Origin of the sequence: Paenibacillus sp. UNC451MF (assembly GCF_000686845.1) — a bacterium.
In the GTDB taxonomy this organism is placed as follows: domain Bacteria; phylum Bacillota; class Bacilli; order Paenibacillales; family NBRC-103111; genus Paenibacillus_S.
In genome coordinates, this window is sequence record NZ_JMLS01000019.1 from 143,291 (window position 1) to 164,357 (window position 21,067).

Below are 21,067 nucleotides of genomic sequence, written 5' to 3' on the forward strand. Positions count from 1 at the left end.
AAGCGATGTCTTTTTAAGTATCGTGAACTAGTTACTTGGGAGCAGGGCAAATATATGACGAACCGAACTTTCTACAACAATTTTTTTCGCCGTCATTTATGGTATGGTTCCCCCCGCATAATCTTAAACGCCCTATAAATCTGCTCCACCAGCACCAGCCGCATCAGCTGATGCGGCAAGGTCATGCGGCCGAACGACAGCTTCAGTTCGGCGCGTGCCAGCACCGCGGGGGCTAGCCCTAGCGAGCCCCCGATGACGAAGGCCACGTGGCTGCGCCCGTACGTGGCCAAGCCCTCCACATGCCGCGCGAGCTCATCGCTCGATAGCGGCTTGCCGTCAAGAGCGAGCGCCACGACGTAGGCGTCGCTCTTGATCTGCGCGAGGATGCGTTCGCCCTCGCGTTGACGTACGAGCGCCTCCTCTGCGGCGCTCATGTTCTCCGGTGCCTTCTCGTCAGGCACCTCACTGATCTGCACTTTGGCATAGGGTCCAAGGCGTTTGACATACTCCGCAATCCCCTGTACCAAGTACGATTCCTTCAGCTTACCTACAGCAACAATCTGTATTTGCATAACCGACAACATCCTTTTCTCTCTTTATGCTTTTGTGGATCTCTTGGATCCATCAAGAACTTCTCTAAAATAAAAAGAAGGCCCCGTCTACATCCGAACGTAGGGCCTCCTCCAACATGCTTGTTTATCCTGCCGCTATACGACCAAGAATCTTGCACGCTCCATGCAGCGTTCACAATGCGCGGGCGGCTCCCATGCCGGGAAGCGCGTTTCTTCCAAGTCAACAATGTCTGGAGCATCCTCATATTCATCGACGAATTGATCGATAGCCAGCTCCAAATGATCTTTACACACTACATACATAATAAGACCCCATTCTGCTCTGTATACTCCCTTATTACCGGTCCGTCAGCTCTGCCATTGTTACCGTAGCCGTTGCTTTTTTACCGGCACGGTAATAGGTAATGCTAATTTTGTCGCCAATTTTCTTCTGGCTGTAAATGTACTTCCTCAGCGCAAGCGTACTGTCTACCGGCTTACCGTCCAGTTCGACGATAACATCATTGGTTTTTAAGCCGGCATCCTTCGCCGGTCCGGTCGCTTCAATAATGATAATACCAGTTTTCACATTCGCAGGCAGCTTTAATACTTCCGTCCCTTTAAAAGATTGCAAATTTTGCGTCACAACACCAATATATGGCCTTTTAATCTTATGATCCTTAATTAACGTATCCACGATCGGCTTAACCGAATTAATAGGAATTGCGAAGCCGAGTCCTTCGACTCCTGTGTCCGCTACCTTTAAGGTATTGATGCCGACGACCTTGCCTTCCAAATTCACTAAGGCTCCGCCGCTATTTCCCTGATTAATGGCCGCATCGGTCTGGATGACATCCATTTCCCAATCATAATCTCCTTGCTGCCCCAGGGAAACGGGTATCGTCCGTTTGGGCCAACTGATAATTCCCTTCGTCACCGTTGGCGCGTAGCCCAGACCCAGTGGATTGCCTACCGCAATAGCCGTCTCACCGGCCTTCAATGCATCGGAATCCCCGAACTCCGCAACCTGCTTAATTCCGCTCCCGTCCATCTCCAGCACCGCTAAATCGGTCATCTGGTCACGGCCGAGGATCGTTGCTTTTTTCCGTTCGCCGGTGGATGTCACAACCTCTAGCTGACTGAAGCCCTCCACTACGTGATTGTTGGTCACGATACGGACTTTGTCTCCCGCCTTTTGAAAAAGAATGCCGGAACCGAGTCCTACAGCTCCCGGAGTGACTCCTTTATCGCCTTCCTTGTTAAAGGCAACAACACTTATGACAGTCGGGCTAACCTTGGCCGCGGCGCGAACAACGGAATCGCTGGATAACTGCTGCTCATCTGCAGCACCTACCGGAGCGCCCGCCTTACCGGCTTCTGCAGAAGCAGCAGCAGGCAGTGCCTGATCGGCAGACTGGCCCCCTGCTCCGAATAAGAGCACCAGTGCCAGTGTTACAGCCGCTCCACCAAACGCAGGCAGCAGCCAGGGAGCTTTGAGCCCTTTTAACCGGCTTCCGGTTGGCTTTCCTGGAGGTGTCCACCCATTCCATCGCGAAACCTTGGTGGAATAAAAATCATCATCGAACAGACTCATCACTACCCGCTCCCTTCTCTGCCTCATGCAGAGCCACCATTCTAGTAATCTTTCAAACTTTTACGAAAAAAAAGGAATGTTTTACCCATCGTAAGACTAGAATAAGAGTATGAACCCGGTAGTAATCCAAGAGAAGCACTCCCGGCAGTAAACTCTGTTGCTTCAAGGGGAGCCCCCAAAACTCGTTATACGGAAAGGATGCCGAACCCTATGAATCGTATTTCCAACCATTTAGAACAAGTAGATTTGATTGCTAAGGTAGCCGACTTGAAGAACGCTCACTACCAGAACTCTTTGCTGGTCAGCGCCCTTATCGAGGTCCTTGTTGAAAAAGGAATTATTACCGCACAAGACATTGCAGCGATGTCCGCTCAGTTAGACGCCGCCTTCACTCCGGAACCAGAGCTTACTCCTCATCCAAGCGATCCCACTCCGTAGCGCGATCATAATATGTATCCATCAGCCGGGCGCGGTGGTCATCGGGAGCGAGTCGCTCTTCTACTACATTATTCACCGTTAGCCTGGCCAAATCCATCATGTTATGATCCCGGCTCAAGTGAGCCAAATAGACCCGCTTCGTTCTGGAAGTCATGATATCGACGAGGCCTGTTCCGGCGGCTTCATTGGATAAATGCCCCAAATCGCTTAAGATACGCCTTTTAATATTCCAGGGGTATCTCCCCATTCGCAGCATCTCGATATCATGATTAGATTCAAGGATCAGCACGTCGCTGTCCTGAATCTTCTCTTTTACCTTGGAGCTCATATATCCTAAATCGGTTGCCAAGCTCAGCTTTTGGTCCTCATGGTAGAAACAGTACCCTACTGGCTCCGCCGCGTCATGAGAGATTCCATAGGATTCTACCTGAAGCGACCCGAAATTGCGCACTTCACCGGTCTCCATCACACAACGCTTATCCTCAGCAATTTCCCCGATATGCTTGTTCAGCTCTTCCCATGTTTTTTCATTGGCATATACCGGCAAATCGTATTTCCGTGCTACGGCACCCAACCCTTTAATATGGTCCGCATGTTCATGTGTCACCAGAATCGCATCCAGCTCCGAGGCGGCCATATCTTTCTCCTTCAGCAGCTGATCTATCTTCTTGGCGCTTAGGCCCGCATCGATTAATACTTTGCCTTCGTCCGTCGCAACAACCAGCGCATTCCCTGTAGAACCGCTGGACAATACTGTAAAGCGCATCCCCATGCCTCTAAACTCCCATCCTGACAACTTGCCAAAGCTACTTTTTGTTTTTTTGCGGCGGATCGACCGCCCCGTTCAACGCATGAACGTAATAGATATCTCCATTGCCGACAACCCGCCAGTATGGCACCAAAAACATCGTTTGAGAATTAAACGTCTGTCCATGATACCCAAGCTTGATGCTGCTGACGACCGTGCCGCTCGGGAAATAATTTTCGATCAGACTGCCCAGTACTGTGTAAGGGGAAATAACCTTCTGATCCTTTTGCTCTCCCTCCGGCTTAACGTCCGCATACTCTTGGCGATAGGCTACGATCATCCCGTTTTGCTCGGTGAGCTCCAGCTTAACCTCGAACATCGGATACGCCCCATACAGCTCATGAAATACGTAGGTACCGTTAGTGCTAAGCACCGGGTCATATAAATATTTATCCATATTCGGTATCACGGCCCGTGCAGCGGTATCCCTTGACGTCCCCTTACTTAACAACGGACTGTATTTAAACGGTGTCTCCAAAGGAACCGATTTTTCCATCGTCAGCTTTTCATCGTACTGAACAACAATTTCCTTCATCCGCGGTACTTCTTTAGGCATCTCTGCGGTAATCTGAATATTTTTGCTCTTCATCAGCCGTTGGATCTCTTCTGTCGCGCTTGCCGTACTCGGGTCGAACTCCAGAAGATCGGAACGGGTCGTCCATAACTGGTAGCCGAGCACCAAATTCAGCAGAAAAAACGATAGAATTAATATAGTTTTGGCTCGACTCCAGTCCATGGGTTCCCTCCTTAAAGCTTACTCAGCAATGCTCGATTCATTACTATTTTGGATCTAATGGTATAATCGGCCTTTACTCCAAAAACTCATAAGTGCCGTCCCGCAGCTCTACGGTCCATGCCGGCACTAATTCCATCTTCTGTTCCCCTACGATCGGGCGATATCCCGGAAATACGGAGATCACCGCGTTTTTCTTCGGGTATTGGTTCAGCTTGGCATCGAGCACTTCGCCATAGCTTAGCGGTACTTCCTTACTCGTAACCCCTTGCGAATCCGGTATGATTGTCGAGCGCTCATAGCTTGAAACGATGCCCTTTTGCAGCACCATCTTAATAAATCCGATATTTTCACTGCGCTGATTTATGATCGGAAGTGAACCGTAATACTGTCGGAATATAAAGGCTTGATTCACCGGAAGCAGCCGCTGCGGTACCTTTTGCACCCCATACTGGCCATTCCAGCCGCCATGCTGATTGACAAACTGCACAGCTGAAATTAAGTTTTCCTGCACATCGATCTTGCTGTCGGCAGGTGCAACTGGGTCCGAGTAAATAAGCCAATGCTGATCGTTTTTCAGCTGCAATCCCCGTTTGGCGTCCGTATATATTTCCGTCCCATCCCATTCCGACAAGTTTCTTGTAATGGCTGGATCTACGAAGAACGTTCGTTTCAGCTGATCGCCTGTAAATTGCGTGTACGAGAATTTATAACTAGGGAACGCAACCGGCTTGGTCGGCAAATAGTAATCACCGTCGACTTTGTACGGTACCGTGCCTTCCACCACCATTAGCCGCTCGATATCCTTAGCGGAAATGTCCGCCTTCTGCACCTCATATACCGTACTGGCCGTATCCGTGAATAATATCGTACGAACCTCGTCCTTTGCTTCCCTGGCGATAATCCAAATCCGCGTAATGATATCGTTGTCCGGTGGCAAGTCGCCTTTTAGCTGCATAATGCGTTGTAAAATATTTATCGGAACTCCATCGCGAAATGTCAGTTCAATCCCCTGTTGTTTGCCACGAACCTCATCCAGATTCATGTTTAAGGCAGATACGGTTGTTTTACGAAATCCTGAAAGCGTCCTCTGCTTCACACTATCCAGCACCTGATTGTAAGCAGCCGTATTCGGGTACAGCACTGTATGCACCTGATTGCCCATATGAAGGATCACTTGATCTGCAAACAACAGATCTTCTAATTTTGCCTGCGTTCCAATAGGATCGGTCTTAACGTAGTCCTGCTGAACGAGTGGATCGAACTTAGGAGAACTGTAGGAAAGGTAGTACGTCTGCACCAAGCTAAGTCCGACCAGCAGCACCAACAGCCATGTTTTCAGCTTATCGATCATATCGCAGCCTCCTCCAACGTATAAGGAATCGTGAAGGTGACCTTCGTTCCTTGCTCCAAATCGGACTCCAGCAAAATCGCTCCTCCGTGCGCCCTTACTATTTCCCGGGCAATCGATAAGCCAAGTCCCGTGCCTCCCATACTGCGTGATCTTGCCTTGTCGACCCTGTAAAACCGTTCAAAAATACGGTTCAAATCCTTCTTAGGAATCCCAATACCGTTATCCTGAACATTGATTTCTAACAGCTTTGGATCGGGACGATGAGCACGAATCGAGATATGACCGCCATCCGGCGTATACTTAATCGCATTGGAAACCAGATTGTCGAGCACTTGATCAATACGATCCCTGTCCAGCATAATCTCATCTACAGAAGACTCTACATCCATGTCAATTTTGATGCCTCTATGATCTAATTGGAACGAGAAGCGGTCTACCACTTCTTCCAGCATCTCTGCTACATCCGTAATTTCACGGCTTATAATAGCTTGCTTCGAATCGAGGCGAGACAGCTGCAATAAATCTGTTACGAGCCGGATCATTCGTTCGGTTTCATTGCGCGTCACACTGACGAATTTCCCTGCCAGCTTAGGCTCTTCTAGGGCACCATCCTCCAATGCCTCCAGGTAGCTCTTAATCGTTGTTAACGGGGTCCTGAGCTCGTGAGATACATTAGCTACGAATTCCCGCCTGGATTCCTCCAGCTTCTCTTGATCTGTAACGTCCTGCAACATCGCGATGGTGCTTGCAGAGCCCTTTTCCTTGCTGTACACGGTTGTAAAACTCACCCGGACGGACAAATGCTCCTCCTCGACTTCGTGATAAAACTGCATCATCATCGTCGAATCCTCGGTGGTTTGAAGCTCTTTCATCGTCTCCTTGGTAATGCCCAACACTTCAGGGAGCGGCCGTCCCAATGTCGTATCCTCGTTCAATTGAAGAATTTGCTTAGCTCTCCGGTTGATAACCATAACTCTTCCGTCATCATCCGTTGCGATAAGCCCATCATTCATATTCGTCAGAATGGATGCGAGCTTCTCCTTCTCCTCTTCATTCAACGACAAGGCATCCTTTAACCGCTCCATCATATAGTTGAATGTTTGTCCGAGCTGACCGATCTCGTCCTTCCCCAATACAGGGACCTTATCATTAAAGCGTCCCTCGGCCACAGCTGTAGCTTGTCGAGTGATCGCCTTAATCGGACTCGTAATCGTAGCGGAAAGCATGATACCAAGGGCAGCCGTTAAACCTAGCGCAATAATTGTCCCCGTAATAAGAAATTGATTAATTCGATTGATCGTATTGTACAGCTCTTCCATCGAAGCAATGATATAGACCGCTCCGTTGACTTTAACTCCAGATGCAACTGGCTTCGTGATAATCATTTTACGGACCCCGTCAAAATCCGTGAACATCCGCTGATTATCCTTAATCCCCTGCAGCGCCCGGCTCACCTCAGGCTGTGTGTTCTTCTGTCCGATAATAGCCTGATGCGTTGCCATCGAAGTAGTCAGAACAAACCCATTCTGATCGATGACCTGAATCTCTGACCCACTGTTAGCGAACAGCTTGTTCACCACATCGTTCATTTCAGCGTACGTTTTCTTCATATCCCCTTGCCGGGTCTCTTCATTTAAGTACTTTTCCACCCATTGGGTCAGCAATGCCGCTTGAATATTATGTGATTCAATGAAATCGTTCTTAAAGTAACTCTCGAGCGTCCGGACAAAGTAAACCCCGATCAGCTGCATTGCAATCAGGATCAACAGCACATAAATGATGATGATCTTCGCTTGAATCGATTGAAAGAAGCGAATTCCTTTCATGGGATCAGAAGCCTCCGCTTTTCGGGTTGCGCATCATATAGCCCAGCCCTCTGCGGGTCAGTATATACTCAGGGCGACTCGGATCATCCTCGATTTTTTCCCTGAGCCGACGAATCGTCACATCAACCGTTCTGACATCGCCATAATATTCGAAGCCCCAGACCGCCTGCAGCAAGTGCTCCCGGGTCATTACCTTACCGCTGTTTTTGGCCAAATACTGAACCAGCTCGAACTCCCGATGCGTAAGATCCAGAGCGACGTCGTCCTTGTACACGACATACATATCGGTATCAATAAATAAGCCCTGAATCCGCATGCCTTGCCGTGGTTCTGCTTCTGCCTGAGGGGCATTCTGTGCCTTCGTTTGCCGCCGCAAATGCGCTTTCACGCGCGCCAGCAGCTCCCTGGTTCCAAAGGGCTTGGTCACATAATCGTCAGCCCCAAGCTCCAAACCAAGCACTTTATCGATTTCATTATCTTTGGCCGTCAGCATAATGATGGGTGTATTAAGCCGCACACGCACTTCACGGCACACATCCATTCCATCCTTCACAGGAAGCATGAGATCGAGCAATATTAAATCGGGCTCTTCCTTGAACGCAAGCTCAACCGCTGTCCCACCGTCATAAGCACAAATGACCTCGTGCCCTTCCTTCTCCAAGTTAAACTTCAATATATCCGCAATCGGTTGTTCATCATCGACAACGAGTATTTTCGCCATCCTTTTCGATCACCGCCTATGAGCAAACTTTAACCTTAATTCCTTGCTTTACCCAAATAAACCGTATCCCTATCTTACCACACCTTGAAACAAAAAGAGACATGGTCAAGCAGGTTTCCCTGCTTTTTCCATGCCCCTTTTTCTATATATAATCTCTCTTTAATAAATCTAAATGAGTGCTTATCGATTCAAATATTTCAAAGGATTTTGCGGTGAATCGCTTTGCTGAACTTCAAAGTGCAAATGTACTCCAGTGGAGTCGCCAGTACTGCCCATATAACCGATTTTTTCGCCCTTCTCGACGATTTTACCGACACTCGTATAGATTTGGCTTAAATGTCCATACAGCGTCTTATATCCGTTCATATGGTCAATAATGATGCAATTCCCGTATCCGCTTTTTACTCCGGCAAAGATAACTTTACCGTTATCCGATGACATAATGTTTTTATTAGGAGAAGTTAAGTCAATTCCTTTGTGGAATACACCCCAACGTGTTCCGAACGTACTTGTAATGGTTGAAGATACGACCGGCCAAGCGAACTTCCCTGTTCCCTCGCCTTTAATAACTTTTGTTCCTTTACGGACAACGGCTTTGATCGGTTCTTGAACGACTTGCTCGCTCAGCACCGTCTCATCTGTCATCAATCCGTTTACTTTCGTAACCTGGATCATGACCTGTTTCATTCCGTTCTTGCCTTGTTTAATAACTTGTGTAGTTCCCTCACGCATACTGTCGTCCGTCTGATACTCCGTGTCATACTGAATCTCTTGGGACTCGGCGAATTTCTCTACCGTACGTACGGCAAGCTTCGGCTGCAGTACGGTCAAGTCTAGCTGCTGTCCAACTTTAATCATATCATCGCTGATGGTAGGATTATTCTGATAGATAACCTGCTTCGGAATATCGAGCTTCTTAGCTATGCAAGACACGCAATCGCCCTTTTCCACCGTATACTTGGTCGGTTGCACATCACCGGTCTCAAGCTTCTTCTTAAGCTCTTCAGGACTCATAACATCCTGCGGTTGTATCTTGATTTCTTTCAGCTCTACCTTTTGTACGAACTCTACCTTTTGCAATTCTACTTCAGATGCAGGCACGGAAGGAGAAGCCGAGAGCACTTTAACTTTCCCTGAGTCCTTCTTCTTTTCCAACGCCGTATTCTTGATATCCTCCAACAGCTGATCTGCTGTCTGTTCATCCTTCAGAACACCCATCGGATTTCCATCGACAACAATCTCGGTTCCAACCGGATAGGCAGTAACCGATTCGGCTACCTTTTCCAACACCTTTTGATCATTTGTGTCTGGCATGAAAGCCTTTTCAACCTGGAATGTGACCTCGGGCTCCTTAACCTTCATGCGAACAAACGAATTATTCGTCAACTCCTGCGCCTTCGCTTGCTTAATTTCTTCTACCTCTGTCGTATTTTCGACGGTTCCGACATCTTGCCCATCAATAGACACGTGGTATACGTTTTTCAATCCTGCATGCACAAAAACATTGCCGCCCCAAACCACTGCGGAAACTACGCCCAATACAGATACAGCTTTTACCAGCGTCCATTTATGTAAAAAAGGATTATTCTTAGCTTTATGTTCAGATGGTTCCTTTTGCTCTTCCACTGTCGGCTCGACCCTCGTCTTGGCAGTCAAGTTGCTCAATTGAATGGAAGAGAGCTTCTGTTTGGACTTGTCCAACTTCTCTTTGATCCAACTCATTCCCTTGAAAACTGTCATGTTCTACTCCTTTTAAGCCGTTTTCTACGAAAAATACATAAAAACACCTAAAATAGGGACACTAACCATATAAGATGACTCCTTTTATCAATTTACCACAATTGCTCTTCTTTTTTCAACAATATTCACGGGTCTGGGAGCCAATTCCGCAGTTTCGTGGCAGGGGTGTGAAGTAAAACTATGGAAAACATTACGGCATTTTTCAAAAATAGCTCGGATATGAATCAAGCAGCAGCGGCACTGCGTGAGCAAGGAGCTATTGATATTCAATTGCATACGGATGATAATTCAGCGACTTCATTAGTGGCACCATCCCTTCTCCACTCCAGCATGATGGAGGAATATCAAGGAAACGAGCATAGCTACATCCTGCAGGTTGTCGTCGAATCGTCCCGATATCGGCAAGCGGTGGATACGTTAGCCCAATTTGGAGGACAGCAGTAAAGGATAGACAACACAAGGAAGCCCCAGCACGATTGTGCCAGGGCTTTTTCTGCTTTTATACTCAAGCAGGATCTATATGCTAGGTTAATTGTCTACTTTAATCATAGCAAGAAGCTGCGCATATTCATCCGGCTTCAAATATTGCTGCAGGATCTTCTCGATTTGCTTCAATTCACCGGCCGTAATCCCATCTTCCATTAATGAAGAGATGGTCTGCATTTCATTTTGAGGTACACGTGTGACAAGCATATTAAATATTTTGTTTTTCTCGTCATTGGATAACTGCTCTTTCTTCTTGGTAAATTCCTCACCCGACACAACGATCTTTTTATTGTCCTCTACTCCGGATACTCCACTGTTCGATTTATCGTTTTGGGTTTGGCTGCTCTGATGACCGAATACGGCAATCGCATCTTCTGGTGGTTTTTTGGTCGTTGTCCCGCTTCCGTTTGTCGTGGAAGAGGAGTTGCCAGAGGAATTCCCGTCTGTTTGCTCCGTCGTTCCTGTACTGTTAGGAATAATGGGGCTTGTCGACGTACTTGAGTCAATTGACCCTGCTGTAGGAACATCCGCCGGAGTTCCACTTTGCGGAGTAGTAGAGGCCACTTTACGTTGAGAGGGCGCGACCGTACTTTGACCGAGGAATCCCGTCATCTGCTTACTCATTTGTCCGACGAACTGCGACCAATTGGGTGCTGCGCTTACAGCCGATTTTAAATTGTACTGCTCCAACAACATATCCGCATAAGTGCTTACAGCCCAAAAGGTCGAGGCGATACAAACCGCAGATGTAATCAAAGCACTCAAAACCAATCTTATCAACCATTGTAACCCTTTCATGTCCACTTCTCCCGTCAGTCTGGTATGCTTCTCTCTCAATCAGTATTGACGACATTAGGGAAAAACATCCATCTGGATGGAGAATCTTTACTTTTACGCAGCATAAAAAAGAACCTCGCAGGCCTTACTTTCAAGGCTTACGAGATTCTATTGGGTCAAATCATTTATTAGTAGATAGGTCTTACCAGATTCGTTTGCTCACGGTTACGACCTACAGAGAAGATTGCGATCGGAATACCAGTCAGCTCAGATACGCGCTCTACATAGCGTCTTGCATTAGCCGGCAAATCCTCCAGCTTGCGAACACCTGTAATATCTTCGCTCCAGCCTGGAAGCTCTTCATATACAGCTTCACATTCAGCGAGCATATTCAAGCTTGCAGGATAATGCTCGATCACTTCACCGCGGTATTTATAAGCGGTACAGATTTTTACCGTTTCCAGGCCTGCCAGAACGTCCAGTGAGTTCAGGGACAATCCTGTAATCCCGCTCACGCGGCGGGCATGGCGTACAACAACACTGTCAAACCAGCCTACACGACGCGGTCTGCCTGTAACCGTACCATACTCGTGGCCTTTTTCACGAATCCAGTTCCCTGTCTCATTATGCAGCTCCGTAGGGAAAGGACCATCGCCGACACGAGTGGTATAGGACTTAGCTACACCGATGATTTGCTGAATCTTAGTCGGACCTACGCCAGAACCGATACAAACGCCGCCCGCAGAAGGGTTCGACGATGTAACGTACGGATACGTTCCTTGGTCGATATCCAACATAACGCCTTGAGCGCCTTCGAACAGCACTTTTTTCCCGTCATCGATCAGATCGTTCAATACAACGGAAGTATCGGTAACATAATGGCGAATACGTTCAGCATAACCAAGATATTCGGTGATAATAGCATCAGCATCCAAGCCTTCGCCATTGTATACTTGTTGAATCAATACATTCTTCTCGGCAACAAGATGACGTACTTTGCGTTCAAATTCTTTAGCATCCATCAGATCGGCAATACGGATACCGTTTCTTGCCGCTTTATCCATGTAGCAAGGACCAATCCCTTTGCGTGTTGTTCCGATTTTATTATCGCCTTTACGCTCTTCTTCCAATCCGTCCAACAGCAAATGATACGGCATGATAACATGCGCACGATCACTGATTTTCAGATTATCGGTCGTAAAGCCATTCTCGTGAATATATGCGATTTCTTCGAGCAAAGCGCCTGGATTAATAACCATGCCGTTGCCAATAACGCATACTTTATCATTGTAGAAAATGCCCGATGGAATCATCGTCAATTTATATTTCTTTTCATCAATTAAAATCGTATGGCCAGCATTGTTACCGCCTTGGTAACGTGCTACCACTTCAGCAGATTCAGCAAGGAAATCGGTAATCTTCCCTTTTCCTTCATCGCCCCATTGGGTTCCTACAACCACTACCGTAGACATGCACATAACCCCCATCAGGTGAGTTTCACCTTCACCTATAATTGGCCAAAAGGCCTTAAGCACCATGAATATTTTATCAGTCTGCTATGGCAAAGTCAATAAAAAACGAACAATGCTACAGGGGCCTGTAGCATTGTTCGGAAATCATTCATACATATACAACCAGGATGTTCCCCGTGCAACATAGAACCATTAGCTGGCTGACTCCTGATGGGTTCGATCCAATCCGACGAACTTATTGAAGTTTTTCAAGAAGGCTAACTCTACCGTTCCGACCGGACCATTCCGCTGTTTGGCGATAATAATCTCGATAATATTTTTCTTCTCGGATTCTTTATCATAGTAATCGTCACGATACAAGAAAGCGACGATATCGGCATCTTGCTCAATTGAACCGGATTCCCGCAAGTCAGACATCATCGGACGCTTATCCTGACGCTGCTCTACGCCCCGGCTCAGCTGCGACAAGGCAATAACAGGAACGTCAAGCTCACGGGCAATTTGCTTAAGCGTACGTGAAATTTCCGATACTTCCTGCTGACGGTTATCGCCTTTACCCCGGCCATGAATAAGCTGGAGATAGTCTATGAGGATCATGCCGAGCCCCTTCTCCTGCTTCAGCCGGCGGCACTTGGCTCGAATATCGGCAACCGTAACTGACGGGGAATCGTCGATATAAATATTGGCTTCCGACAAGGCGCCAATCGCCATCGTCAGTTTTTCCCAGTCGTCCGACTCGAGGAAACCTGTCCGCATCCGCCCGGCATCCACATTTGCCTCTGCACAAATCATACGCTGTACAAGCTGGGCCGCCCCCATCTCCAGACTGAAGATAGCGACGGTCTCCTTCTCGCGCACACCTACGTTTTGCGCGATATTCAAAGCAAACGCCGTCTTACCTACGGAAGGACGGGCCGCTACAATAATTAAGTCCGACCGTTGAAAGCCGGACGTCATTTTGTCCAAGTCCTGGAAGCCGGATTTGACCCCGGTCGTTCCCCCTTTATTGTTATAAAGGAATTCGACCTTATCAAACACTTCCATCAGGACATCTCGTATCGCGATGAAGCCTGTACTGGAGCGGCGCTGCGAAATCTCTAGAATCCGCTTCTCCGCATCGCTTAGCAGGTCGCCCACGTCGTCCGTGGCTGCATAGCCTTCGGTTACGATGTTCGTCGCGGCGCGAATCAACCGCCGCAGCATCGACTTCTCTTCTACGATCTGCGCATAGTAATCTATGTTCGCTGCCGTCGGTACTGCATTCGCGAGCTCCGACAAATACTTGATTCCGCCAATCTCCTCGAGCTGCTGTTTGTTTTGCAGCAGCGCGGTGAGCGTGATCAAGTCTATCGGCTCATTCCCCTCCGCCAGCTCGATCATGGACTCAAAGATGCGTTGATGCGATGTACGATAGAAGTCATCGTTCGTAATACGTTCCATCGCGGTGACTAACGAATCACTGTCAAGCAAAATAGCGCCGAGCACGGCCTGCTCGGCTTCCAAATTTTGCGGAGGGATTCGATCCATAAACATACCTTCGTTCAAGTTCGTCTCCTCCTAAACATTTCCTTGGGGAAAACTTACCTCACAAGCGCTGAACCACAAGGGGTCAGCGCTTCTATCCAACTAATTGACTGATTAACGACTTATTCTTCCGCTGCATGAACCTTCAGCTTCGAAGTGACTTCCGGATGAAGCTTCACGGCTACCTCGGTTACACCCAAAGTACGGATAGGCTCTTCCATAATGATTTTACGCTTGTCCAGCTTGATTTTGTGCTGCTTTTCCATCTCTTCGGCTACTTGCTTGCTTGTAATAGCTCCGAACAAACGGCCGTCCTTACCGGATTTGGCTTTTAGCTCTACTGTCAGGGACTCCAGCTTTTTACCAAGCTCGACAGCGTCGGCTTTCTCCTGATCCTTCTTGCGCTGCTCTGCTTTTTTCTGAGTCTCCAATACTTTCATGGATGAGTCGTTTGCAGGTGCAGCTAACTGCTGCGGAAACAAAAAGTTATTGGCATACCCTTCGGATACGTTTTTAACTTCCCCTTTTTTTCCTTGGCCTTTTACGTCCTTCAGCAATATCACTTTCATTCGAAAAGCCCCTCCTCTGCTTCTATGTCACTTAAAATTTGTTTTAATCTTTCTTTCGCTTCACCGATGGTGCTTTCTAATTGGGTCGCCGCGTTAGTCAAATGACCACCACCACCCATTCGTTCCATGACAACCTGAACGTTCATTTGTCCAAGAGATCTCGCACTGATACCAATTAATCCGTCCGGACGTTCACTTATGACAAAAGAAGCCATTACACCCGTCATAGTTAACAATGTATCAGCTGCTTGCGCAATGAGCAACTGAGAATATTTGCGATTTGGCTCCGTCACCGCCAAGGCGATGTGGTCATACAGGATGACCGCATTCTTAATAACCTCAGAACGCTGAATAAAGGCGTCCAAATCTTCCTTAAGCAGCCGCTGGATCAGAGAAGAATCCGCTCCATTCCGTCTTAAGAAAGAAGCTGCCTCGAACGTCCTGGCACCCGTGCGAAGACTGAAGCTCTTCGTATCTACGACAATCCCTGCGAGGAGTGCAGTTGCTTCCAGTACGCCCATCGTCAACCGATCATTAAAGTACTGGAGCAGCTCCGTCACTAATTCGCATGTCGATGATGCGTAAGGCTCCATATACACCAGTGTCGCATCCTGGATGAACTCCTCTCCGCGGCGGTGATGATCGACGACGAACTTGCGCTGTGTCTGCTGCAAAAGCTTTGGCTCCGCAACCATAGATGCCTTATGCGTATCTACGACGACGGCCAATGTACGGCCATTCGTAATTTGCATCGCCTGCTCTGGTGTAATAAACCAACGGTTCAGCTTTTCATCCTCATAGATCGTATCCATAAGCTTTTGAATCGATGGATTAACGCCTTCTAGTACGATGTAGCCTTCTTTGTTGCTTACATGAACGGCCTTAAGCACCCCTATCGCCGCGCCAATGGCATCCATATCCGGATAACGATGGCCCATGATAATGACCTTATCGCATTCCTTGATCAAATCCCGCAGCGCGTGAGAAATGACTCGGGCTCTTACGCGAGTACGCTTCTCAATAGCATTGGAGCGCCCTCCGTAGAAGGACAACCTCTCCCCTACCTTAACGGCCACCTGATCGCCACCACGCCCCAATGCCATGTCTAAGCTCGTCTGAGCCAGCTGTCCAAGCTCTGTAAGCGAATCTATTCCGGAGGCGATCCCTATGCTAAGCGTTAAAGGCAGCTTGTTCTCGATCGTTAAATCCCGAACCTCGTCCAATATTTCAAACCGGGATTGCTCCAACGATTTTAATCCCTTTTGATTCATTAGAATCAAATAGCGGTCCGATGCAGTACGACGGAGATGAACATTGTTCTTTTGCGCCCATTCCGTAATTTCACCAGTGACTCTTGCCATCATAATACTTCGCGTCTGATCGTCCATTCCCTGCGTCGCTTCGTCCAGATTGTCCATCATGACAATCCCTATAGCAAGCCGCTCTTCCTCGTATCTGGCGGACAACGTCTTGTAATTGGTTATATCGGTGAAATAAAGCAGTCTTTCATCCGGCTTGACCTGCACCAGGTAGATGCACTTACCGACCGTTATTTCCAGCTTCAGATCCTTATCCTTACGTGTCTTTAAAGCAGGAAACAATTCATTGACCGATTCACCGATCAAAGTCTCTTTATTAACCATCTTCGCTACGAACGGATTATGCCATTCCACGATCTTCTCTTCGTTATAGAGCAGAATCCCTATAGGAAGCTCGTGAACTACCTCATTGCCCGCCTTTTTAATCCGGTGGGACAGCGTGGTTACATAATGGTTGAAATCTTTGCGAAAAGCCTGTTCAGCCTGCAAAGTATAGTAAGCCAATATACCACATAGAAACAAGGCGATCACACCGATCACCCATTGGTAAATCATCAAAGTAAAAATCAATACGATCAAAAGAGCAAAAATCCATACGATATGCAAGCCGTGCCATCGCTTTAACAGGAACTTTGGCATTCCACTCGCCCCTAATCCATCATTATTTTCGCGTCATACGTTCACGGATCGGAAACGCTACGTCAAAAACCCCGAGCATGCTGAAAATAAAATAAGCTGGCGGAAAAAAAAGCAGCAGCACAATGCCGGCTATAGGCAAAGTCCGATTCCAGCGATTCGTATGAGCCACGAAAAACAAAAACGCTAGAGCTTGAATTGCAAAAGCTGCCGTCAGCAAGGGAAGCAAATTAATCAATATAGTGAAAAAAATCGAGTTCGTGTCCTTAACAAAAAACTCCATAAACAAGGCAATCATATAGTACCAGACAAAAGAACGCGGCAGCATCCACTCCCGCATCGGTTTAAAGGCCGGAATGCCCTCGCCGGAACGGTTCAATATTTTTCTGGACAGCCAATGCGCAATCACAACAAGCACTAATGAAATGCCGATCATATAGAGTGGCAGCATTTGGCTCATCAATTGGATCAACACATCTTGATCCAACGCGATCATACCTTTAAGCTGCTCTGGCAGCGTATTGATGCTTTCCTGCATAAATTGCTTGATTTTATCAATCAAATTAAGTCCGAACATGTAGCTGACGACCAGGCTTAAGAGAAACTCTGCCAGCAAGGTCACGGTACCTACGGTCAACACGGTGCGCGCAGGCGCCCTCTTTTTATACAAATTCCCCATTTGAATAACGGGAGGTAAAAAGAACAGCGACATAGATACCAAAAGAATACCTGCCCATCCTCCTAGAACCAAGGAGGTCAACACATACACAATGGCGAGGCTCACGCCGTAATGCAGCAGAAACCGCTTCGTATCCAGCTTAACGAACTGTACGATCACGGGGATCATCAATAAACAAAATGTAATGATACTAAGCGGTGTAATCACCGAAAGGAGCAATAAGATCGTCGCAGCGCTCCAGCCGAGCATTCGTACGGAACCTTTCCCCAACACCTTCACCTCTTACGCAAATGTTCTTCCAAAGCGGATATATCGCCAAGCCGTTCCTACAACTGATGTCCATCTTGCCTATGCTTCTTCATTTTCTCCAAAACCGCTTCGTCTAAACTGCGCAATGAGTACCCAAACGTCTTCCGAGAATACAGCAGAAGGCTACCAGACAACCGCCTCTCAATTAACATGGCACTTTAGTTAATTATACCACAATTCTATACCTTTTGTTCGGCCTGCCATAGTTTGAAGCAATAATCGATAATCTCTCTTCTACGTATGATGCCGATAAATACCTCATTGTCATCTATGACGGGGACGTAGTTTTGGTTGGTTGCAAGAGTTATCAAATCCTGCATTTGCTGGTCAATCCGAACCGGTTTAATGTTCATATGCTGCGGGACGTCCTTGAGTTGGACTTTGTGTGTATTTTCAAAACCGATCTCCGGTGAATGCTTCAGCTTCCACAGCAAATCACCCTCTGTAATGTTACCAACATATTTTCCGCCCTCATCAACCAGCGGAACCGCTGAATAGCGGTGGTATTCCATTCGTTCCAATGCCTGACGCATCGTAGAATTAGGGGATAAATAAATGACGTCATCTTTCGGCAGTAGAAAAAAAGCGATGTTCACCCAAGCCACCCTTTCCAATCTAAACTTCCTTGGTGCGATCCTCTTTATCATACACTATGATTCAGAAGGAAGATATACAACGATCATCTGGATATCCCCTCTTATTTTACCAAAAGAATGGATTGCCTTCATCTTTTACCCTTATAACCTAACGGTTGCATCAGTCAGAGCTTGTATAAATAGCAAAAAAGACAGTTGGTTTCCCAACTGTCTTCTTCGAAATATTGCCTACTCCGTTGTGTATGGAAGCAACGCTACTTGACGGGAGCGTTTGATCGCAATCGTCAGCATACGTTGATACTTAGCGGAAGTACCAGTGACACGACGCGGAAGAATTTTACCGCGCTCGCTGATAAACTTCTTCAGCGTTTCGATGTCTTTATAGTCAATGTGTTTAATTTTGTTTACTGTAAAGTAACACACTTTACGGCGTTTGCCGCCTTTTTTTCCACCACGACCGCCGAATTTACGCTCGCCGCGCTCTTCGCCACCGTTGTCTCTTCTTTGGAAACTCATCGAATTCAGTCCTTTCTACGTTAGAATGGCAAATCATCATCAGAAATATCAATCGGTTTTCCATCATCCTGGAACGGATCTTGATTATCACGTGGTCCGCCGTAGCGCTGTTGACTTTGGCTCTGCCCTTGGCCTTGACCTTGATTGTAGCCTCCGCCGCCACCCATACCTTCTTCACGATTTGCACCACTGTTGGAAGATTCCAAGAAACGAACGTTATCGGCAATAACTTCCGTCACGTATACGCGGCGGCCTTCGTTATTATCGTAGTTACGCACTTGAAGTCGGCCTTCCACTGCTGCTAGTCGGCCTTTACGCAAGTAATTGGCACATGTTTCAGCAAGCTGACGCCATGTCACAATACTGATAAAGTCCGCTTCACGCTCACGTTGCTGGTTCGTAAAAGGACGATCCACAGCCAGCGTAAATGTCGTTACAGCAACGCCTGACGGGGTATAGCGCAATTCGGGGTCACGAGTCAGCCTTCCGATCAGAATCACACGATTTAGCAACCTAAAACCCTCCCAGCATGTCAATTACGGCACGGATGCCTTGTCTTACGCTACGTCTTTAGTGATCAGGTAACGAATGACTTCATCAGAAATCTTCATCACACGGTCAAGCTCAGCAATTACTTCGTTGTTAGCATTGAAATGAACTAACACGTAGTGACCATCACGGAACTTGTTGATCTCATACGCAAGACGGCGTTTGCCCATTACATCGTGTTTCGTAACTTCGCCACCGTTGTTGATGATGTTTTGGAACTTCTCAACCGCAGATTGAACAGCTTCTTGCTCGATGTCCGGACGAATGATGTACATTACTTCATATTTGCGCATGTTTTCACCTCCTTTTGGACTAACGGCCCCTCTGATGAGGAGCAAGGAGCGAGAATTTCAATTACTATCAAAACTCGCACCATAATACTATAGCAAAATCACCGATCAATGACAAGTTTATTTTCGTTTTTCATCGTATCCCTTCATCTAATGCGATTTATCGGCTTGGTAAAATTTTAAGCTCATGCAATGTGGCTTTCTTGGAAAACCTAGCATTACACTTCGCACAGGAGGTGACTGACCAGCTATGGGCGAATGGAGCCAATTCAGTCCTGGAGATACTGCTCCCAATGACGGCGATTATTTGGAGATTGGGGAAAACGCCTTTCATATGGGCATTAACAATCCCAAAATCATCACGTTAAAAAAAGGAGACACGTTCCCGGAAACAAGCAACCATAACCGTAAATGGAAACGTAAGTATTAGCCCTCCTCCCTCTGAATTGGTTCGTTCAATGTTCAGAGGGGGTCAAAATTCATTAAAGGAGCTCTATCCATGAAATATACTGTTACCCTGCTTTTCGCTGCCATCGGTGCCGCACTTAGTCTGGTGCATTACTTCGGTCATGACTCGGAGCCCATTTACATTTTATTTTACTGCCTAAGTGTTCCTGCCTGGTTTTATCCTATAGCAGGTACCACCAATGTGAACCCTGTGCTGCTCTATTCACTAACTATTTTATCGTGGGCGGTGATCGGATATTTCGTCGATCTCTACTCCGTTCGTAGAAAAAGCCACTACTAGTCTGGAAGCCTCCTTATGCACATTCTTATGCAAAGGAGGTTTTTCATTTTTCATCCACATGTGAATAACTCTTTCTTCAGACTTATCCACTGTATTTCCTGTTTTTATTCACATTATCCCTTCAAGCCCTTACTTACATTTATCCACAACTGTATTCTCATATCCTTCTATTATCTATTATCCTTCCGAACAGCTTCCTTCCATCCCAATCCATGCTCATTATCTTCGCTATCAGACGATATCCTGTTGAATCTTTGAATCCGTGCTATGGTTCATGATCCATTCCTTATGAATGGCTTCCTGCCAAACTAACTGGCGAACAGATTAATATGACAAGCCAGTTTCAAACAGCTGGAAAGCTCTAATGCCAAACGTTCTTATGGGAAGAGCAGCGCTGTACGGCGAGTGATTCCAAGGGAGTAAAAGCAACAAAAAAACGACTCTTTACAGAGTCGTTGTCGCTTGTGTACTATGTGGCGGAAAGAGTGGGATTCGAACCCACGCACGGCTTGCGCCGCCTAGCTGATTTCGAGTCAGCCCCCTTGGGCCTCTTGGGTACCTTTCCGCATTAAAAAGGGACAAGTGTTATTCTACCACAACAAATACCAGTATGGCAAGCCTTTATTCTACTTTAAAATTCGGGTTCGAACGCAGTACTTTTTTCAGCTTGCTTTCGAATTTGGCTCTAGGCACTAGTACGCTGTGCTTACAGCCTACACACTTAATTCGGATATCCATGCCAAGCCGGATTATTTCCATTTCGTTAACGCCACAGGGGTGAGGCTTTTTCATTTCAACGATATCGCCCAATTCATACTGCTTGCGTTCCATG

Annotated in this window: 24 protein-coding genes, 1 tRNA gene and 1 pseudogene; 4 read left to right on the top strand and 22 right to left on the bottom strand. The window is 47.1% G+C overall.

The annotated features are described in order from the left end of the window. Positions 1–92 precede the first annotated feature (92 nt). The 3 genes from rlmH to BP97_RS0119565 form a co-directional block, all read right to left on the bottom strand. Positions 93–572, bottom strand: coding sequence for a 23S rRNA (pseudouridine(1915)-N(3))-methyltransferase RlmH (gene rlmH, locus BP97_RS0119555; RefSeq protein WP_028550624.1), 480 nt, complete (start codon positions 570–572; stop codon positions 93–95). 135 nt (positions 573–707) lie between these two features. Beyond that, entirely contained in the window at positions 708–875 is a 168-nt protein-coding gene (locus BP97_RS39410; protein WP_064745721.1) for a CxxH/CxxC protein, read from the bottom strand. A gap of 34 nt (positions 876–909) precedes the next feature. Beyond that, positions 910–2,145 (bottom strand): S1C family serine protease, encoded by a 1,236-nt coding sequence (locus BP97_RS0119565; protein WP_028550625.1) that lies wholly within the window; start codon positions 2,143–2,145, stop codon positions 910–912. Between the two features lie 210 nt (positions 2,146–2,355). Here BP97_RS0119565 and BP97_RS0119570 point away from each other — a divergent pair, with 210 nt between their 5' ends. Beyond that, positions 2,356–2,583: a hypothetical protein gene (locus BP97_RS0119570; protein WP_028550626.1), complete on the top strand. Its 228-nt coding sequence runs from the start codon at positions 2,356–2,358 to the stop codon at positions 2,581–2,583. On the opposite strand, the gene BP97_RS0119575 is transcribed toward BP97_RS0119570, so the two are convergent. The 6 genes from BP97_RS0119575 to BP97_RS0119600 form a co-directional block, all read right to left on the bottom strand. After that, on the bottom strand, positions 2,552–3,355 hold the full coding sequence (locus BP97_RS0119575; RefSeq protein ID WP_028550627.1) for an MBL fold metallo-hydrolase: 804 nt from the start codon (positions 3,353–3,355) through the stop codon (positions 2,552–2,554). The two genes, BP97_RS0119570 and BP97_RS0119575, sit on opposite strands and share 32 nt — an antisense overlap. Positions 3,356–3,389: 34 nt before the next feature. Beyond that, on the bottom strand, positions 3,390–4,127 hold the full coding sequence (gene yycI / locus BP97_RS0119580) for a two-component system regulatory protein YycI (RefSeq protein ID WP_028550628.1): 738 nt from the start codon (positions 4,125–4,127) through the stop codon (positions 3,390–3,392). A gap of 73 nt (positions 4,128–4,200) precedes the next feature. Next, positions 4,201–5,478, bottom strand: coding sequence for a YycH family regulatory protein (locus BP97_RS0119585; protein ID WP_028550629.1), 1,278 nt, complete (start codon positions 5,476–5,478; stop codon positions 4,201–4,203). Further along, positions 5,475–7,304 (bottom strand): cell wall metabolism sensor histidine kinase WalK, encoded by a 1,830-nt coding sequence (gene walK, locus BP97_RS0119590; protein ID WP_028550630.1) that lies wholly within the window; start codon positions 7,302–7,304, stop codon positions 5,475–5,477. Before walK ends, BP97_RS0119585 begins: the two co-directional genes overlap by 4 nt. A gap of 4 nt (positions 7,305–7,308) precedes the next feature. Continuing rightward, the gene (yycF, locus tag BP97_RS0119595) at positions 7,309–8,025 is read right to left on the bottom strand and encodes a response regulator YycF (protein ID WP_028550631.1); all 717 of its coding nucleotides are present in this window, start codon (positions 8,023–8,025) and stop codon (positions 7,309–7,311) included. Between the two features lie 180 nt (positions 8,026–8,205). Continuing rightward, on the bottom strand, positions 8,206–9,765 hold the full coding sequence (locus BP97_RS0119600) for a M23 family metallopeptidase (protein ID WP_028550632.1): 1,560 nt from the start codon (positions 9,763–9,765) through the stop codon (positions 8,206–8,208). Positions 9,766–9,945: 180 nt separating this feature from the next. On the opposite strand from BP97_RS0119600, the gene BP97_RS0119605 reads away from it, so the two are divergent. Continuing rightward, on the top strand, positions 9,946–10,209 hold the full coding sequence (locus BP97_RS0119605; RefSeq protein ID WP_028550633.1) for a hypothetical protein: 264 nt from the start codon (positions 9,946–9,948) through the stop codon (positions 10,207–10,209). 84 nt (positions 10,210–10,293) lie between these two features. On the opposite strand, the gene BP97_RS0119610 is transcribed toward BP97_RS0119605, so the two are convergent. The 11 genes and pseudogenes from BP97_RS0119610 to rpsF all read right to left on the bottom strand — a co-directional run bounded on the left by BP97_RS0119610 (position 10,294) and on the right by rpsF (position 19,490). Beyond that, entirely contained in the window at positions 10,294–11,049 is a 756-nt protein-coding gene (locus BP97_RS0119610) for a hypothetical protein (protein ID WP_028550634.1), read from the bottom strand. A gap of 167 nt (positions 11,050–11,216) precedes the next feature. After that, positions 11,217–12,500, bottom strand: coding sequence for an adenylosuccinate synthase (locus BP97_RS0119615; protein WP_028550635.1), 1,284 nt, complete (start codon positions 12,498–12,500; stop codon positions 11,217–11,219). Between the two features lie 192 nt (positions 12,501–12,692). Continuing rightward, on the bottom strand, positions 12,693–14,033 hold the full coding sequence (gene dnaB / locus BP97_RS0119620) for a replicative DNA helicase (protein WP_197035498.1): 1,341 nt from the start codon (positions 14,031–14,033) through the stop codon (positions 12,693–12,695). 113 nt (positions 14,034–14,146) lie between these two features. Beyond that, complete coding sequence (gene rplI / locus BP97_RS0119625) at positions 14,147–14,593, bottom strand: 50S ribosomal protein L9 (RefSeq protein ID WP_028550637.1); 447 nt, start codon at positions 14,591–14,593, stop codon at positions 14,147–14,149. Then, positions 14,590–16,551 (bottom strand): DHH family phosphoesterase, encoded by a 1,962-nt coding sequence (locus tag BP97_RS0119630; protein ID WP_028550638.1) that lies wholly within the window; start codon positions 16,549–16,551, stop codon positions 14,590–14,592. Before BP97_RS0119630 ends, rplI begins: the two co-directional genes overlap by 4 nt. Positions 16,552–16,573: 22 nt before the next feature. Continuing rightward, a complete protein-coding gene (locus tag BP97_RS0119635) occupies positions 16,574–17,500 on the bottom strand; it encodes a DUF2232 domain-containing protein (protein ID WP_051620778.1) in 927 nt (308 codons plus the stop codon). A 53-nt stretch (positions 17,501–17,553) separates the two neighbouring features. Next, a pseudogene (locus BP97_RS41730) lies at positions 17,554–17,651 on the bottom strand (MazG-like family protein); the annotation flags it as partial. Positions 17,652–17,715: 64 nt separating this feature from the next. Then, positions 17,716–18,132 (bottom strand): CBS domain-containing protein, encoded by a 417-nt coding sequence (locus BP97_RS0119640; RefSeq protein ID WP_028550640.1) that lies wholly within the window; start codon positions 18,130–18,132, stop codon positions 17,716–17,718. Between the two features lie 228 nt (positions 18,133–18,360). Then, on the bottom strand, positions 18,361–18,648 hold the full coding sequence (rpsR, locus tag BP97_RS0119645; RefSeq protein ID WP_028550641.1) for a 30S ribosomal protein S18: 288 nt from the start codon (positions 18,646–18,648) through the stop codon (positions 18,361–18,363). Positions 18,649–18,668: 20 nt separating this feature from the next. Further along, complete coding sequence (gene ssb / locus BP97_RS0119650; RefSeq protein ID WP_028550642.1) at positions 18,669–19,160, bottom strand: single-stranded DNA-binding protein; 492 nt, start codon at positions 19,158–19,160, stop codon at positions 18,669–18,671. Between the two features lie 45 nt (positions 19,161–19,205). Next, on the bottom strand, positions 19,206–19,490 hold the full coding sequence (gene rpsF / locus BP97_RS0119655) for a 30S ribosomal protein S6 (RefSeq protein ID WP_028550643.1): 285 nt from the start codon (positions 19,488–19,490) through the stop codon (positions 19,206–19,208). Between the two features lie 247 nt (positions 19,491–19,737). Between rpsF and BP97_RS0119660 the strand changes: the two genes are divergently transcribed. Both BP97_RS0119660 and BP97_RS0119665 read left to right on the top strand, forming a co-directional pair. Next, on the top strand, positions 19,738–19,917 hold the full coding sequence (locus tag BP97_RS0119660; RefSeq protein WP_028550644.1) for a YjzC family protein: 180 nt from the start codon (positions 19,738–19,740) through the stop codon (positions 19,915–19,917). 69 nt (positions 19,918–19,986) lie between these two features. Next, positions 19,987–20,235 carry a hypothetical protein gene (locus tag BP97_RS0119665; protein ID WP_028550645.1) on the top strand — a complete coding sequence of 83 codons (249 nt, stop codon included), beginning with the start codon at positions 19,987–19,989 and terminating at the stop codon, positions 20,233–20,235. Positions 20,236–20,709: 474 nt separating this feature from the next. Here the strand turns inward: BP97_RS0119665 and BP97_RS0119670 are convergent. Next, a tRNA-Ser gene (locus BP97_RS0119670) sits at positions 20,710–20,800 on the bottom strand. Positions 20,801–20,856: 56 nt separating this feature from the next. After that, entirely contained in the window at positions 20,857–21,066 is a 210-nt protein-coding gene (locus BP97_RS0119675; protein WP_028550646.1) for a DUF951 domain-containing protein, read from the bottom strand. Position 21,067 lies beyond the last annotated feature (1 nt).

What these genes read in the sequence shown, in the direction of transcription:
- rlmH (WP_028550624.1), bottom strand. Translation starts at nt 572, where the DNA reads ATGCAAATACAGATTGTTGCTGTAGGTAAGCTGAAGGAATCGTACTTG.
- BP97_RS39410 (WP_064745721.1), bottom strand. Translation starts at nt 875, where the DNA reads ATGTATGTAGTGTGTAAAGATCATTTGGAGCTGGCTATCGATCAATTC.
- BP97_RS0119565 (WP_028550625.1), bottom strand. Translation starts at nt 2,145, where the DNA reads ATGAGTCTGTTCGATGATGATTTTTATTCCACCAAGGTTTCGCGATGG.
- BP97_RS0119570 (WP_028550626.1), top strand. Translation starts at nt 2,356, where the DNA reads ATGAATCGTATTTCCAACCATTTAGAACAAGTAGATTTGATTGCTAAG.
- BP97_RS0119575 (WP_028550627.1), bottom strand. Translation starts at nt 3,355, where the DNA reads ATGGGGATGCGCTTTACAGTATTGTCCAGCGGTTCTACAGGGAATGCG.
- yycI (WP_028550628.1), bottom strand. Translation starts at nt 4,127, where the DNA reads ATGGACTGGAGTCGAGCCAAAACTATATTAATTCTATCGTTTTTTCTG.
- BP97_RS0119585 (WP_028550629.1), bottom strand. Translation starts at nt 5,478, where the DNA reads ATGATCGATAAGCTGAAAACATGGCTGTTGGTGCTGCTGGTCGGACTT.
- walK (WP_028550630.1), bottom strand. Translation starts at nt 7,304, where the DNA reads ATGAAAGGAATTCGCTTCTTTCAATCGATTCAAGCGAAGATCATCATC.
- yycF (WP_028550631.1), bottom strand. Translation starts at nt 8,025, where the DNA reads ATGGCGAAAATACTCGTTGTCGATGATGAACAACCGATTGCGGATATA.
- BP97_RS0119600 (WP_028550632.1), bottom strand. Translation starts at nt 9,765, where the DNA reads ATGACAGTTTTCAAGGGAATGAGTTGGATCAAAGAGAAGTTGGACAAG.
- BP97_RS0119605 (WP_028550633.1), top strand. Translation starts at nt 9,946, where the DNA reads ATGGAAAACATTACGGCATTTTTCAAAAATAGCTCGGATATGAATCAA.
- BP97_RS0119610 (WP_028550634.1), bottom strand. Translation starts at nt 11,049, where the DNA reads ATGAAAGGGTTACAATGGTTGATAAGATTGGTTTTGAGTGCTTTGATT.
- BP97_RS0119615 (WP_028550635.1), bottom strand. Translation starts at nt 12,500, where the DNA reads ATGTCTACGGTAGTGGTTGTAGGAACCCAATGGGGCGATGAAGGAAAA.
- dnaB (WP_197035498.1), bottom strand. Translation starts at nt 14,033, where the DNA reads ATGTTTATGGATCGAATCCCTCCGCAAAATTTGGAAGCCGAGCAGGCC.
- rplI (WP_028550637.1), bottom strand. Translation starts at nt 14,593, where the DNA reads ATGAAAGTGATATTGCTGAAGGACGTAAAAGGCCAAGGAAAAAAAGGG.
- BP97_RS0119630 (WP_028550638.1), bottom strand. Translation starts at nt 16,551, where the DNA reads ATGCCAAAGTTCCTGTTAAAGCGATGGCACGGCTTGCATATCGTATGG.
- rpsR (WP_028550641.1), bottom strand. Translation starts at nt 18,648, where the DNA reads ATGAGTTTCCAAAGAAGAGACAACGGTGGCGAAGAGCGCGGCGAGCGT.
- rpsF (WP_028550643.1), bottom strand. Translation starts at nt 19,490, where the DNA reads ATGCGCAAATATGAAGTAATGTACATCATTCGTCCGGACATCGAGCAA.
- BP97_RS0119660 (WP_028550644.1), top strand. Translation starts at nt 19,738, where the DNA reads ATGGGCGAATGGAGCCAATTCAGTCCTGGAGATACTGCTCCCAATGAC.
- BP97_RS0119665 (WP_028550645.1), top strand. Translation starts at nt 19,987, where the DNA reads ATGAAATATACTGTTACCCTGCTTTTCGCTGCCATCGGTGCCGCACTT.
- BP97_RS0119675 (WP_028550646.1), bottom strand. Translation starts at nt 21,066, where the DNA reads ATGGAACGCAAGCAGTATGAATTGGGCGATATCGTTGAAATGAAAAAG.